The organism is Streptomyces sp. NPDC099050 (genome assembly GCF_044759865.1).
In the GTDB taxonomy this organism is placed as follows: domain Bacteria; phylum Actinomycetota; class Actinomycetes; order Streptomycetales; family Streptomycetaceae; genus Streptomyces.
This window is the reverse complement of sequence record NZ_JBIWAE010000007.1, coordinates 184,645-199,385: the sequence shown is the minus strand read 5'-3', so window position 1 is coordinate 199,385 and position 14,741 is coordinate 184,645. Positions and strand designations below refer to the sequence as shown.

Sequence of the window (14,741 nt, the reverse complement as noted above, 5' to 3'; positions counted from 1 at the left end):
GGTCAGTTGCCGGCGGTGAGCTTGGCGTACTCGTCGACGGAGAGCAGGTCGGCCGGCTCCTCCGTGACGCGCACCTTGAAGAGCCAGCCGCCCTCGAACGGAGCCGAGTTCACCAGGGCCGGGTCGTCGATGACGTCCTGGTTGGACTCGACGATCTCGCCGGTGACGGGGGAGTACAGGTCGCTGACCGACTTGGTCGACTCCAGCTCGCCGCAGGTCTCGCCCGCGGTCACCGTGGCGCCTACCTCGGGGAGATCGGCGTAGACGACGTCACCGAGCGCGTTGGCCGCGAACTCCGTGATGCCGACCGTCGAGACGCCGTCGACGGCGTCCGACAGCCACTCGTGCTCCTTGCTGAAACGCAGCTGCTGGGGGTTGCTCATGACCTGATTCTCCTGGATGCGGGGGAGTGGATACGAACGGTGGTCCTGCGGACCGGCGCGACGCGCCGTCCTGCGGTGCGACGCGGTGCGGTGGGGTGCGGGGCTACTTCTGCCGCTTGTAGAACGGCAGGGCCACGACCTCGTACGCCTCATGCGTACCGCGAATGTCCACGCCGACGCCGGAGGTGCCGGGCGCGGCGTGCGCCGCGTCGACGTACGCCATCGCGATCGGCTTGCCCAGCGTCGGGGACGGGGCGCCCGAGGTGACCTCGCCGACGACCTGGCCGTCGAAGGTCACGGAGAAGCCCGCGCGCGGTACGCGGCGGCCCTCGGCGATCAGGCCGACCAGCTTGCGGGGCGCCTTGGAGGCGGCGCGCTCGGCGGCGGCCTCCAGGGCGGCGCGGCCGACGAAGTCGCCCTCCTTCTCGAACTTCACGACCCGGCCCAGACCCGCGTCGAACGGGGTCAGGGAGGTGGTCAGCTCGTGCCCGTACAGCGGCATGCCCGCTTCCAGGCGCAGCGTGTCGCGGCAGGACAGGCCGGCCGGGACCAGGCCGACGCCCTCGCCCGCCTTGGTCAGCGCCTGCCACAGCTCCACGGCGTGCTCGGGCGAGACGAACAGCTCGAAGCCGTCCTCGCCGGTGTAGCCGGTACGGGCGATCAGCGCGGGCACCCCGGCGACCGTGCCGGGCAGACCGGCGTAGTACTTCAGCCCGTCCAGGTCGGCGTCGGTGAGGGAGGCGAGGATGCCCGGGGACTCCGGACCCTGCACCGCGAGCAGCGCGTACGCGTCGCGGTCGTCGCGGACCTCGGCGTCGAAGCCGGCGGCGCGCTCGGTGATCGCGTCCAGGACGACCTGGGCGTTGGAGGCGTTCGCGACGACCAGATACTCGGGGGCCGCGGTCTCGCCCAGGCGGTAGACGATCAGGTCGTCCAGGATCCCGCCGTCTTCCCGGCAGATGTGCGTGTAGCGGGCGCGGCCGACGCCGACGGTGGAGATGTTGCCGACCAGGGCGTAGTCCAGGACCTTGACGGCCTCGGGGCCGGTCAGGGTGATCTCGCCCATGTGGGAGAGGTCGAAGAGGCCGGCCCTGGTGCGGACGGCGTTGTGCTCGTCGCGCTCGCTCCCGTACCGCAGGGGCATGTCCCAGCCCGCGAAGTCGGTCATGGTCGCACCGAGGGAACGGTGCAGCGCATCGAGGGCGGTCAGGCGGGGGGCAGTGCTCATGGGTGTGGCTCCCGGGTCCCAGGGCATGACATGACGAGGAGGAGTTCCTCCCCATCTGTCATCGGAACCTGAGAGGTTCGCCGAGAGTTCCCCGCTTCCAGGGGAAGGCCATCGACTTGCACCTTGGGTGGAACCGTCGCCGGGGCCCTCACGGGCGGTGGCGCGGCTCGCTTTTCAGATCTGCCTCATCCACGCGGTACGGGGCCTGAGAGATTCAAGGGAGGTACTTGCTCCTTCGGCGCCCGGGCACCGCCTTGCGGCGTGCCGGGACTCTCCCGCGCGGATTCAAGCGGCCGGTATGCAGTTAGGTGTCCAGATGGCGCACATCATTGCACGGTGTGCGGCCGAATGGGGGAGGGGGGCCGCAAGCGGAGCGGAACCGGAGCGGAACGGGCGCGGAAGCGGAGCGGAACCGGACACCCCGGATTACCGTCTCTTTACACTCAGGGGGAACGGGTCCAGGTGACCCGGCGCGGGGGAGGCGAGCACTGTGCGGAGATTCGGAGTACTGGCGGCGACGAACACCGGCGCCGTCGAGGGTGCGGTCGGCGGCGTGCCGTCGCAGCGCGGCCTCGTACGGGACCCGGTGGCGGCCGGGGAGCCCGGCGCGGTACGGGACCTGCGCGGGGCCGAGGGCCCGCGGCGGCTCCGCTTCGCCGACGGCGACGTCGTGGTGGTCTCCGGGCTGCCCGGCGGAGGCAAGAGCACCCTGATCAAGCGGGCCGCCGAGGGCGGCGGCATCGACTCCCAGGACGCCCGCGAGCGGTGGGAGCGCCGGATGCCGGCCGCCCTGCCCTATGCGGTGTACCGGCCGGCGGTCCGGATCGCGCACTACTGGGGCTTGTGGCGGGTGCTCCGCTCCGGGGCCCCGGCCGTGGTCCACGACTGCGGTACGCAGAGCTGGGTCCGGGCGCTGCTGGCCTCGGCGGCCCGGCGGCGCGGCCGCGCGCTGCACATGGTGCTGCTGGACACCACCCCCGAGGAGGCCCGGGCCGGGCAGGCGGCGCGGGGCCGGGGGGTGTCGGCGTACGCCTTCGCCCGGCACCGCGGCGCGGTGGCCCGGCTGCTGCGCGAGGCCGAGGAGGGCCGCCCGCCGGCCGGCTGCGCCTCGGTGACCCTGCTGGACCGCCCGGCGGCGTCGCGGCTGACGTCGATCGGCTTCCGCTAGCGGAAGCCGGGCGGGGCGGCGCGAGGAGTCGTAGGGGCTGCGTACGGCCGGCCGCGCGGGCGGCCCCCGGCGGGGGTGCCGCGGGCGCCCGTTAATCTCGGGGATCCCGGGAATCTCGGCTCGAGAACCACGGGTGGAGACCAAGGCGAGCGAGCGGAGACGTACATGTGGCCGGGTAACGAGCTGGAGCAGGTGCTCGGGGCGGCGCTCGGACAGGCGGAGGCCGGGGGGCGGATCCTGGAGGTCCTCGGGCGGAGCGACCTGTGGATCCCGCTGCCCGGCGGCGTGAACAGCCTGAGCCTGCCCACCATGGACATCGACGGCGCCGCGTACGTGCCCGTCTACAGCTCCGAGGAGCAGTTCCGCGCCTGCGCCGGGCCCGGCATGGACTTCGCCGTCGCCCCCGCCACGGAGTTCGCCCGCGGCCTGCCCCCGCAGCTCGGCATCGCGGTCAACCCCGAGGGATCCGTCGGGGTGCCACTGCCCCCACCGGCCGTCGCGGAGCTCTGCCGCGCCGGCCGCGGCCCGCTCGACGGCCCGGCCACCGGTGGCCGGGTCCGGCTCTACGAGCCGGACTGGCAGGAGGACCCGGTCGCGTTCCTGGCCGCCGCCGCGGAGGAGTTCCGCGCCACCGGAGTCGTCGCCTCCGCGCACCGCTGCCTCGCCAGCGTCGAGGGCGGCACGCCGGAGCTCTACGTCGGCGTCCACCTGATGGGATGGGAGCCCGGGATGCGAAACGCCCCGATGGACGCGCTGGGCCGCGCCCTGACCCGCGTACCACCGCCCTGGCCGGTGCAGTTGATCCTGCTCGACGCCGCGGAAGACCCGGTCGTCGACTACATACGTGAGCGCGTACGCCCCTTCTACCTGCCGTAGTGACGCTTAAGCTGGTGGCCGACACGCGTGGACGACGGGCGGACGAACAGACGAAGAGGGGTACCGGGTGAGTGCGTCAGGCACGGCCGCGGTCGGGCAGGTCGAGCACATGCTGCGCCAGGTGACTCCCGGGCGCTACGAGAGCTACGAGTCTCTCCTGCACGCCCTGGCCGAGGGACGGCTGTGGATGCTCCTCTGGCAGGGGCAGCCCGGCTCCCCCGAAGCCCAGTACGGCGGCATGGAGGTCGATGGCCTCGGGTACGCGCCCTGCGTGACCTCCCCGCAGGAGCTGGCCGCCAGCGGCTGGAACCGCGGGTACGAGGTGGTCACCGGCCGGGACATCGCCCGGGCCCTCTACCCCGACCGCTGGGGGCTGTGGCTCAATCCGCACGCCCAGGGCGGCGGCGTCGGCCTTCCCTGGGCCGACCTGCGCCGGATCGCCACCGGGCTGGACCGGATGCCGGCCGGCCCGCTGCGGCTGTCCGAGCCCGCCATCGAGCTGCCGCAGTTCTACGGGCTGCTCACGCAGCACGCGCACCGCACGCCCGCCGTCCGCTCGCTGCGCCGCGCCTGGGTGCAGCCCGCGCTGGGGTCCCCGTACCTCGCCGTCGGGCTCGACCTGTACGACGCCTCCGCGCACGCCCTGGAATCGGTCCGGGAGATGATGCGCCAGTCGGTCGGCGCGGTCCCCGAGGGGGTGCCCGTGTGCACGGTCGCGCTCGCGGACGAGCACGATCCGGTGGCGATGTGGCTGCGGGCGCGGACCCGCCCCTTCTACGACCGCGAGGGTCAGGCGCCCGCCTACTGAGACGTCCCGCTCGTTGAGACATAGGGGCCAAGGCCGCACGGAACAGTCGTTCCGTGCGGCCTTTGCGTTGTCCTGATTTCGACGCTGATGTACGCCCAATAGGCATGCTCGTAGGCTGAGTTGGGCGCCATGTCCGATTCCGCACCGAACAGGCTGTCTTGCTCCGCTGAGATGACAGTGAAGTCCGGATAACGGGAACCCGACCCTCAGATCACGGTTGCGCATCCATTCACCTGCGGGTCTGGCGGCTGATCGAGCGCCCGATGAAGACTCCCCACCCAAGAGCGGGTCAGTCCTCCAAGGGCGAGCCCGTCGCGGGAATTTCGCTTGTTGTTTCGTACGGCACCACGCGCACCACCAGCGATGCCCGTCACGCACGGCCTGAGCAGTACCCGTTCCGCAGAACGCATTCGCACCTCGCACCTCGCACTTCGCACCTCGCACTCCGAGCGCCACTCCGCACCAACGCCGCCACAGCGGCGGGCATGGGCCGGCTCACCCGTCGGCCGAGAGGGGTCCCCACCACGATGACGGCACCACTGCATGACACGAGCGCGGAGACTCCCGCTCCCGTGTCCGTAGCCGACGTCCCAGCCAAGGCCATCGAAGGCCGCTCGCCCGGCCGCATCGCCTGGATGCGGCTCAGGCGCGACAAGGTCGCGCTGACGGGCGGCGTGGTCGTGATCCTCCTGATCCTGGTGGCGGTCTTCGCCCCGCTGATCGTGAGCCTGCTGGGTCACCCGCCCAACGAGTTCCACGAGGATCTGCTCGACCCGGAGTTCGGGACGCCGCTCGGATCCTTCGGTGGCATCAGCTCCGACTTCCTGCTGGGCGTGGAGCCGACCAACGGCCGCGACGTGTTCAGCCGGATCGTCTACGGCGCCCGCATCTCCCTGACCGTCGCCTTCCTCGCCGCCTTCGTCTCCGTCGTCCTCGGCAGCCTGCTGGGCGCCCTGGCCGGTTTCCTCGGCGGCTGGGTCGACGGCGTCATCAGCCGCACCATGGACCTGCTGCTGGCCTTCCCGCAGCTGCTGTTCACCATCTCGCTGGTCTCCGTCGTTCCCAACTCCCTGTGGGGATTCACGGGTTCGGGTGTCCGGATGGGCGTGCTGGTGGTCGTCATCGGCTTCTTCGGATGGCCCTACATCGGCCGCATCGTGCGGGGCCAGACGATCTCGCTGCGCGAGCGGGAGTACGTCGAGGCCGCGCGCAGCCTCGGAGCCGGCCGCGGCTACATCCTGATCAAGGAGCTGCTGCCGAACCTGTTCGCGCCGATCCTCGTCTACACGACGCTGATCATCCCGACGAACATCCTGACGGAGGCGGCCCTCAGCTTCCTCGGCGCCGGCGTCAAGCCGCCCACGGCCTCCTGGGGAAAGATGCTGTCCGACGCCATCCCCATCTACCAGGACGACCCCATGTACATGGTCGTTCCCGGCATGGCGATCTTCATCACCGTCCTGGCGTTCAACCTCTTCGGGGACGGGCTGCGTGACGCACTCGACCCCAAGGGCAGCTGAACCACTTCATCGTGTCACCCACCAACGGAGGTTGAACAACGTGATCCGCAGAAAGAAGGCGCTCGCGATCACCGCGATGGTCGCTGCCCTGTCGATGTCCGCCGCGGCGTGTGGCGGCGATGACGAGGCCAAGGCCCCGTCCAAGGACAAGCCGGCCGCCGGCGCCGCGGCCTTCAATGCCGCGACCACCGGTGTCGTGAACCCGTCCACCACCAAGGGCGGAGAGCTCAAGCTCTGGTCCCCCCAGGACGTCGACTACCTCGACCCGGCGCGCGCCTACTACGGCTTCGTCTGGAACCTGCAGCGCCTCTACATCCGCCAGCTGTTCGCGTACGACAGCAAGCCGGGCGAGGCGGGCACCAAGCTGGTCCCGGACCTCGCCGCGGGCGACCCGGTCCTGAGCAACGACGGCAAGACGTACACCGTCAAGATCAAGGACGGCGTCAAGTTCGAGGACGGCACGCCGATCACCTCGAAGGACTTCAAGTACGGCATCGAGCGCGTCTTCGCGCAGGACGTGCTGTCCGGCGGTCCCACGTACCTGATCGACATCCTCGACCAGGGCCAGAAGTACCCCGGCCCGTACAAGGACACCGACCCGGACAAGATGGGTCTGAAGTCCGTCCAGACGCCGGACGAGAAGACGATCGTCTTCAACCTGGCGAGCCCCAACTCGGACTTCAAGTACCTGCTGGCCATGCCGTCCTCCTCCCCGGTCCCCGCGGGCAAGGACACGGGCGCCACCTACACCAACAAGCCTGTCTCCACCGGTCCTTACAAGGTGGCGGAGTTCACGGCGAGCAAGGGCGCGAAGTTCGTCCGCAACGAGAACTGGGACCCGAAGACGGACACGATCCGTACGGGTCTGCCGGACTCGGTCAGCTTCACGGTGACCACCAACCCGGACGACATGGACTCGCGTCTGCTCTCCGGTGACATCGACCTCGCGGTCGACGGCACGGGCATGCAGGCCGCCGGCAAGAACAAGGTCCTCAAGGACGAGGCGCTCAAGGCCAACGCGGACAACCCGTTCACGGGCTACATCCGCTACTTCGCCTTCCCGACGACCGTCGCCCCGTTCGACAACATCGAGTGCCGCAAGGCCGTCATCTACGCGGCCGACCCGAAGTCCCTGCAGACGGCCCGAGGCGGCCCGACCAGCGGTGACCTCGGCGCGAACATGCTGCCGCCCGGCATCCCCGGCTCCGACAAGAAGTACGACCCGTTCGGCCTGACCAAGGGCGAGCCGCAGGTCGACAAGGCCAAGGAAGCGCTCAAGGCCTGTGGCAAGCCCGAGGGCTTCACCACGACCATCGCGGTCCGCAACAACCGTGCCCCCGAGGTCAAGTCCGCCGAGTCCCTGCAGGCGGCCCTCGACAAGGTCGGCATCAAGGCCACGATCGACCAGTACGACGGCAAGCTCTCCTCTTCCGTCATCGGTTCGCCCGAGAACGTGAAGGCCAAGGGCTACGGCATCATCGTCATGGGCTGGGGCGCCGACTACAACTCCGGCTCGGGCTTCCTGCAGCCGCTGATCGACGGCACGTTCATCCTGAAGAACGGCAACAACAACTACACGATGACGAACGACCCGGAGATCAACGGGCTGTTCAAGACCGCCGCCGCCGCTGCCACCCCGGACGCCGCCGCGCCGTTCTACACGCAGATCAACCAGAAGATCATGGAGAAGGCCCTCTACCTGCCGATCAACTTCGACAAGGCCTTCGTCTACCACAACCCGCGCCTGACCAACGTCTACTTCAACGACTCGATGGGCAAGATCGACCTTGCCACCATCGGCGTCATGAAGTAGTCGCGACCGCCGGGGAACCCAGGCCGCCCGGCCCCGCCGGGCGGCCCAGGGCCCGCGGCACGTCAGACACAGCTGGTTCGCCTTCACCGCACATGCGCTAGTCCGAAGGGCAGGTGAAGGCCGCAGGCGGCGGCTGCCGTCCCCACAAGGGGCGGCGGTCGCCGGCCCGAGCGGCCGACTGCAGTGCTCGTCTACCTCATACGGCGACTTTTCAACGTCGCCGCAACGCTGCTGGTGGTCTCCGCGGTCACCTTCGGCATCTTCTTCGCGGTCCCGAAGCTGACCGGCAGCGACCCGGCGCTCATGTACGCCGGACGCGAGACCAACGCGACCGCCCTGGCGGGCATCCGGGTGAAGATGGGCTTCGACAAGCCCGTCTCCGAGCAGTACCTGATCTTCATGAAGGGCATCTTCACGGGCCGGGACTACGACGGCGGCACCGAGATCACGCACTGTGCGGCCCCGTGCTTCGGCTACTCCTTCAAGACCGAGGTGCCCGTCTGGGACACGTTGGTCGACCGCATGCCGGTCACCCTCTCGCTCGCTCTCGGCGCTGCCGTGATCTGGGTGATCGCGGGTGTGGCCACCGGTGTGATCTCGGCGCTCAAACGCCGCACCGCGGTCGACCGCACCGTCATGATCGGCGCGCTCGCCGGTGTGTCCCTGCCGATCTTCTTCACCGGCATGGTGGCCCCCGCGATCTTCGTCTACGGCCTCGGCTGGCTGGACGTCTCCAACTACAAACCGCTCACCGAGGATCCGGTGGCCTGGCTCAACTCCCTGATCCTGCCCTGGGTGACCCTGGCCTTCCTCTTCGCCGCCACCTATGCCCGCATCACCCGCGCCACGATGCTGGAGGTCCTCGGCGAGGACTACATCCGCACCGCCCGTGCCAAGGGCCTCAAGGAGGGCGTGGTCATCCGCAAGCACGCCCTGCGCTCGACCCTCACGCCGGTCGTGACGATGTTCGGCCTCGACCTCGGAGGACTCCTCGGCGGCGCGGTGCTCACCGAGACGACCTTCAACTTCCAGGGCCTGGGAACGGCCGCCGTCTCCGCCATCAGCTCGGGAGACCTCCCGGTGATCATGGGGGTCACCCTGCTCTCAGCGCTCTTCGTGGTGCTGGCCAACCTGATCGTGGACATGCTGTACGCGGTCATCGACCCGCGCGTGAGGCTGACGTGACCGAGAACCACCCCACCGCGGCCGCGGACGCCGCTTCCGCGTCCGCCGAGGCGTCCGCCCCCGCGCCCACCCCCACCCCCGCCTTCGTGCCCGAGCAGGGCGGGACCCGGGACCGGGCCTTCCTCTCGGTGCGCGACCTCAAGGTGCACTTCCCGACCGACGACGGCCTGGTCAAGTCCGTCGACGGGCTCTCCTTCGACCTGGAGCGCGGCAAGACCCTCGGCATCGTGGGCGAGTCCGGCTCCGGCAAGTCGGTGACCTCGCTCGCCATCATGGGTCTGCACCGCACCGGCCACGTCCGCAACCGGCCGCAGATCTCCGGCGAGGTCGTGCTCGACGGCGAGGACCTCGTACAGGCCGACGCGGACCACGTCCGCACGCTGCGCGGGCGCAAGATGGCCATGGTCTTCCAGGACCCGCTGTCCGCGATGCACCCGTACTACTCGGTCGGCAAGCAGATCGTCGAGGCCTACCGGACCCACCACGACGTCGACAAGAAGACGGCGCGCAAGCGGGCCGTCGAGATGCTCGACCGCGTCGGCATCCCGGAGCCCCAGCAGCGCGTCGACTCCTACCCGCACGAGTTCTCGGGCGGCATGCGCCAGCGCGCGATGATCGCGATGTCGCTGGTCAACAACCCCGAACTGCTCATCGCCGACGAGCCGACCACCGCCCTGGACGTCACCGTCCAGGCGCAGATCCTGGACCTGATCCGGGACCTGCAGAAGGAGTTCGGCTCCGCCGTCATCATGATCACGCACGACCTCGGCGTGGTCGCCGAGATGGCCGACGACATCCTCGTGATGTACGGCGGCCGGTGCGTCGAGCGCGGCAGCGCCGAGAAGATCTTCTACGAGCCGCGCCACCCCTACACCTGGGGCCTGCTCGGCTCCATGCCCCGCATCGACCGCGACCAGACCGACCGCCTCATCCCGGTCAAGGGCTCGCCGCCCAGCCTCATCAACATCCCCAGCGGCTGTGCCTTCCACCCGCGCTGCCCGTACGCCGACCTGCCCAAGGGCGGCATCACCCGTACCCAGCGGCCCGAACTGGCCCTGGTCGACGGAGCCGGGGAGGGCGACGGCCGGCACTGGGCCGCCTGCCACCTCTCCCCGGAGCAGCGGAACCGGATCTGGACCGAAGAGATTGCGCCGAACCTGTGACCGATATGAAGAAGACGGAAACGGGCACGGTTCCCGCGCAGGCGGACTCGTCCCCCGAACCGCTGCTGAAGGTGACCGGCCTGGTCAAGCACTTCCCCATCACCAAGGGGCTGCTGCGCCGCCAGACCGGCGCCGTGAAGGCCGTCGACGGCATCGACTTCGAGGTCTACCCCGGTGAGACCCTCGGCATCGTCGGCGAGTCCGGCTGCGGCAAGTCGACCATGGGCCGGCTGATCACCCGGCTGCTCGAACCGACCGGCGGAAAGGTCGAGTTCGAGGGCAAGGACATCACGCACCTGAGCGTGTCCGCCATGCGCCCGATGCGCCGCGACGTGCAGATGATCTTCCAGGACCCCTACGGATCGCTGAACCCGCGGCACACGGTGGGCACCATCGTCAGCGCCCCGTTCAAGCTCCAGGGAGTCGAGCCGGAAGGCGGCCTCAAGGCGGAGGTCCAGCGCCTCCTCTCCCTGGTGGGCCTCAACCCGGAGCACTACAACCGCTACCCGCACGAGTTCTCCGGCGGCCAGCGCCAGCGCATCGGCATCGCCCGCGCACTGGCCCTGAAGCCGAAGCTCGTCGTGGCCGACGAGCCGGTCTCGGCCCTGGACGTCTCCATCCAGGCCCAGGTGGTCAACCTGCTGGACGACCTCCAGGAGGAGCTCGGCCTCACGTACGTGATCATCGCCCACGACCTGTCGGTCATCCGGCACGTGTCGGACCGGATCGCGGTCATGTACCTGGGCAAGATCGTCGAGCTCGCGGACAACAAGTCCCTGTACACGGCGCCCATGCACCCGTACACCACGGCCCTGATGTCGGCCGTCCCGGTGCCGGATCCGCGCCGGCGCGGAGCGAAGAGCGGCCGCATCCTGCTCAAGGGGGACGTGCCCTCCCCGATCTCCCCGCCGAGCGGCTGCCGCTTCCACACCCGGTGCTGGAAGGCCACCCAGGTCTGCACCACGCAGGAGCCCCCGCTGCTCGCGCTGAAGACCGGCCACCAGGTGGCCTGCCACCACCCGGAGAACGCCCCCGACCAGGTTCCGGGCGACCCGGCCCTGCCGGGCGCGGCGGACGCGGTGGCCGGCCCGACGGTCTGAGGCCCTGACGGCTTGACGCGGCCGCCCCCCGCCGCCCGACTCGGACTCGGGCGGCGCCGGGCGGCTCGGCCGCGCCCGCCGACCGTTCGCGGCGCCTCCGGGTGAAGTCGGCCCTGCCGGCGTTTGAGGCGCGGGGGTTCGGGGGCGGAGCCCTGACGGGGCGGAGCCCCTGACGGCGGCGCCGCACCCGGCCACGGTTCGGGGCCCCACGGGTGCGGCCCGGCCCCGGCAGGGTCCTGCCGCCCCTTCGGAGCCGGGGCCGCGCCACACACGTTCGAGCACGCCGCGGGCGACCGGCAGAATGACCCCGTGCTCCACGATCTCTTCCCGCCCGGAGTCCAGCACGGACTGGACCTCGCGGGCATCTTCGTCTTCGCCACGGCCGGCGCCCTGCTCGCCGTACGCAAGAACTTCGACGTCTTCGGCATCGTCGTCCTCGCGCTCGTCACCGCCCTCGGCGGCGGCCTGTTCCGCGACATCGTCATCGGCGCCACCCCCGCCGCCGCCTTCAGCGATCTCGGGTTCTTCGTCACACCGCTGATCGCCGCCGCGTTGGTCTTCTTCCTGCACCCCGAGGTCCAGCGCATCAACCGCGCGATCAACGTCTTCGACGCGGCCGGCCTCGGGCTCTTCTGCGTGACGGGCACGACCAAGGCCTACGAGTACGGGCTCGGCCTCACCGCCTCGGCCGCGCTCGGCCTGGCGACCGCCGTCGGCGGCGGCGTCCTGCGCGACGTCCTCGTCAACGAGGTGCCCTCGCTGCTGCGCGACCGCGAGATGTACGCCGTTCCGGCCGTCATCGGCGCCTCGATGGTGGCGCTGTTCATCAGCTTCGACAACCTCAACGCCCTCACGACGGGCCTGGCGATCGTCACCACCTTCGTGCTGCGGCTGCTCGCCATCCGCTACCACTGGCGGGCACCGCTCGCGTGGAACCGCCGCTCGTCGGTGGCGGAGGAGCCGTAGGCGTAGCCGTCGTCACCGTGGCCGTAGCCGTCGTCGCCGTCACCACATCGAACAAAGCTACCGCTTAGTAGGGTTCGGGTGTACGGTCGTTCCATGTCACACGCAGCTGCCAAGGCCTCCATCGGCGACAGCGAGTTCGACCGCGACACCACCGTCACCGCCCGTGCGGGCGAGCCCGGTGTGTACGACGCGGACCTCTCCGCCGGGTGGACGATCATCACCGCCGTCAACGGCGGATACCTGCTGGCCCTCGTCGGCCGCGCCCTGTCGTCGGCCCTGCCGCACCCGGACCCCTTCACGGTCTCCGCGCACTACCTGACCTCGTCGGTCCCCGGCCCCGCCGTGATCCGCACCGAGGTGGTACGGGTCGGCCGTACGCTCTCCACCGGGCAGGCCTCCCTCTTCCAGTTCGACGAGAGCGGCGCCGAGATCGAGCGGATCCGCGTCCTCGCCTCCTACGGGGATCTCGCCGCGCTCCCGGACTCCGTCCACACCACGGCCCTCCCGCCCGCGATCCCCGCCTACGAGGACTGCCTCGGCCCCGAGGCCGGCCCGGCCCCGATCCCCGGCAGCTCCGCCATCGTGGACCGGCTCCGGCTCCGCCTGGACCCGGCGACGGCCGGCTGGGCCGTCGGACAGCCCTCGGGCAAGGGGGAGATGCGGTCCTGGTTCGAGCTCGCGGACGGCCGCGACGCGGACCCCTTCTCCCTCCTCCTGGCGGTGGACGCGCTCCCGCCGACCTCCTTCGACCTCGGCCTGCTCGGCTGGACCCCGACGGTGGAACTCACCACCCACATCCGCCACCGTCCGGCGCCCGGCCCGCTCCGGGTGTCGATCACCACGCGGAACCTGGCGGGCGGCTTCCTGGAGGAGGACGCGGAGGTCTGGGACTCGGCGGACCGCCTGGTGGCCCAGTCCCGCCAGCTGGCGAGCGCTCCGCGGGTGGTTGCCGCCTCCTCTTGACGCGGCGCTCGCACCGCTGCGCCGGACTCCGTCCGGTGGCGGCTGGGGCGGGGTGCTCGCCACCGCCGTCCCGGCGCGGGGCCGGTGGGCGGGTGCGGGTGCGTTGACCCTGCGGGGCGAGGTCCCCTACCCGCCCTTCGCCCGTTCCCCGGGCTCCACCCGGACCCGTTGCCGGGGTCTGGGGCGGAGCCCCAGGGCCTCGGGTGCAGCCCGGGGCCCGACGGGTCAGGGCGGAGCCCTGGGAACGGTGGAAGGGAGGGTAGGGGACCTCCGCCCGCGCAGCGCCACGCAGGCGGCTGCGACCCCCGCGGCGGGCCGCCGGGAGGGGGGCGGGCCTCGTCAGGGAGCCGTAAGGCACCGGCGGGGAAGCGGGGGTGCGGGGGGCTCGTAGAATCGGGGGATCATGGCCTACCTCGACCACGCCGCCACCACCCCGATGCTGCCGGAGGCCGCTGCGGCGATGACCGCGCAGTTCGCCGTCACGGGCAACGCGTCCTCCCTGCACGCCGCCGGCCGCCGCGCCCGCCGCACCGTCGAGGAGGCCCGCGAGGCCCTCGCCGACGCACTCGGGGCCCGTCCGAGCGAGGTGGTCTTCACCGCCGGCGGCACGGAGGCCGACAACCTCGCCGTCAAGGGGCTCTACTGGGCCCGCCGCGACGCCGATCCCGCCCGGATCCGCGTCCTGGCCAGCCCCGTGGAGCACCACGCCGTCCTCGACGCCGTGCACTGGCTCGCCGAGCACGAAGGGGCGCAGGTCGAGTACCTGCCCGTGGACCGCTACGGGCGCGTGCACCCCGAGGCCTTCCGCGAGGCGGTCGAGCGCGACCCCGACGACATCGCGCTGGCCACCGTCATGTGGGCCAACAACGAGATCGGCACCGTGATGCCGGTCGCCGAACTCGCCGCCGTCGCACGCGAGTACGGCATCCCGCTGCACTCCGACGCCGTCCAGGCCTTCGGCCAGCTCGACGTCCGCTTCGGCGACAGCGGCCTCGCCGCGATGACCGTGAGCGGCCACAAGGTCGGCGGGCCGTACGGGATCGGCGCGCTGCTGCTCGGCCGCGACCAGAGCCCCGTACCCGTCCTGCACGGCGGGGGCCAGGAGCGGCACGTGCGCTCCGGCACCCTCGACGTCCCGGCCGTCGCCGCCTTCGCGGTGGCCGCCGTCCTCGCCGCCGAGCGGCGCGAGCGGTTCGCCACCGAGATCGGCGCCCTGCGCGACCGGCTCGTCGCCGCCGTGCTCCACGAGGTCCCCGACGCCGTCCTGGGCGGCGACCCGGCCGGCCGGCTCCCCGCCAACGCCCACTTCAGCTTCCCGGGCTGCGAGGGGGACTCCCTGCTGCTCCTGCTCGACGCCCAGGGCATCGAGTGCTCCACCGGCTCCGCCTGCACGGCCGGCGTGGCGCAGCCCAGCCACGTGCTGCTGGCCACCGGCACCGACCCGCGCCTGGCCCGGGGGACCCTGCGCTTCTCCCTCGGCCACACCTCCACGCAGGCCGACGTGGACGCGGTCGCCGCCGCCATCGGGCCGGCCGTCGCCCGCGCCCGTACGGCGGGCCTCAGCTAGG

Annotated in this window: 13 protein-coding genes and 1 riboswitch; of the genes, 11 read left to right on the top strand and 2 right to left on the bottom strand. The window is 71.2% G+C overall.

The features are described from left to right. Positions 1-2 precede the first annotated feature (2 nt). Together gcvH and gcvT are read right to left on the bottom strand one after the other, a co-directional pair. A complete protein-coding gene (gcvH, locus tag ACIQV3_RS14730) occupies positions 3-383 on the bottom strand; it encodes a glycine cleavage system protein GcvH (protein ID WP_403712759.1) in 381 nt (126 codons plus the stop codon). A 103-nt stretch (positions 384-486) separates the two neighbouring features. Next, positions 487-1,611, bottom strand: coding sequence for a glycine cleavage system aminomethyltransferase GcvT (gene gcvT, locus ACIQV3_RS14725; RefSeq protein WP_403712758.1), 1,125 nt, complete (start codon positions 1,609-1,611; stop codon positions 487-489). Positions 1,612-1,795: 184 nt separating this feature from the next. Continuing rightward, positions 1,796-1,899, bottom strand: a riboswitch (glycine riboswitch). A gap of 202 nt (positions 1,900-2,101) precedes the next feature. Here gcvT and ACIQV3_RS14720 point away from each other — a divergent pair. From ACIQV3_RS14720 to ACIQV3_RS14670, 11 genes are all read left to right on the top strand, one after another. Further along, entirely contained in the window at positions 2,102-2,779 is a 678-nt protein-coding gene (locus tag ACIQV3_RS14720; protein WP_403712757.1) for an AAA family ATPase, read from the top strand. Positions 2,780-2,944: 165 nt separating this feature from the next. Next, positions 2,945-3,655 (top strand): enhanced serine sensitivity protein SseB C-terminal domain-containing protein, encoded by a 711-nt coding sequence (locus tag ACIQV3_RS14715; protein WP_403712756.1) that lies wholly within the window; start codon positions 2,945-2,947, stop codon positions 3,653-3,655. Between the two features lie 67 nt (positions 3,656-3,722). Beyond that, positions 3,723-4,463, top strand: a complete 741-nt coding sequence (locus tag ACIQV3_RS14710; RefSeq protein WP_403712755.1) for an enhanced serine sensitivity protein SseB C-terminal domain-containing protein — start codon at positions 3,723-3,725, stop codon at positions 4,461-4,463. A gap of 527 nt (positions 4,464-4,990) precedes the next feature. Then, a complete protein-coding gene (locus tag ACIQV3_RS14705) occupies positions 4,991-5,983 on the top strand; it encodes an ABC transporter permease (RefSeq protein ID WP_403712754.1) in 993 nt (330 codons plus the stop codon). 76 nt (positions 5,984-6,059) lie between these two features. After that, complete coding sequence (locus ACIQV3_RS14700) at positions 6,060-7,796, top strand: ABC transporter substrate-binding protein (protein ID WP_403712884.1); 1,737 nt, start codon at positions 6,060-6,062, stop codon at positions 7,794-7,796. A 183-nt stretch (positions 7,797-7,979) separates the two neighbouring features. After that, positions 7,980-8,981 (top strand): ABC transporter permease, encoded by a 1,002-nt coding sequence (locus ACIQV3_RS14695; protein WP_403712753.1) that lies wholly within the window; start codon positions 7,980-7,982, stop codon positions 8,979-8,981. An 86-nt stretch (positions 8,982-9,067) separates the two neighbouring features. Further along, positions 9,068-10,144 (top strand): ABC transporter ATP-binding protein, encoded by a 1,077-nt coding sequence (locus ACIQV3_RS14690; RefSeq protein ID WP_403712883.1) that lies wholly within the window; start codon positions 9,068-9,070, stop codon positions 10,142-10,144. A 5-nt stretch (positions 10,145-10,149) separates the two neighbouring features. Continuing rightward, positions 10,150-11,244 (top strand): ABC transporter ATP-binding protein, encoded by a 1,095-nt coding sequence (locus tag ACIQV3_RS14685; protein WP_403712752.1) that lies wholly within the window; start codon positions 10,150-10,152, stop codon positions 11,242-11,244. A gap of 309 nt (positions 11,245-11,553) precedes the next feature. Then, entirely contained in the window at positions 11,554-12,210 is a 657-nt protein-coding gene (locus tag ACIQV3_RS14680) for a trimeric intracellular cation channel family protein (RefSeq protein ID WP_403712751.1), read from the top strand. 93 nt (positions 12,211-12,303) lie between these two features. Next, the gene (locus ACIQV3_RS14675) at positions 12,304-13,173 is read left to right on the top strand and encodes a thioesterase family protein (protein ID WP_403712750.1); all 870 of its coding nucleotides are present in this window, start codon (positions 12,304-12,306) and stop codon (positions 13,171-13,173) included. Between the two features lie 403 nt (positions 13,174-13,576). Beyond that, complete coding sequence (locus tag ACIQV3_RS14670; RefSeq protein WP_403712749.1) at positions 13,577-14,740, top strand: cysteine desulfurase family protein; 1,164 nt, start codon at positions 13,577-13,579, stop codon at positions 14,738-14,740. The last annotated feature ends 1 nt before the right edge of the window (position 14,741 follow it).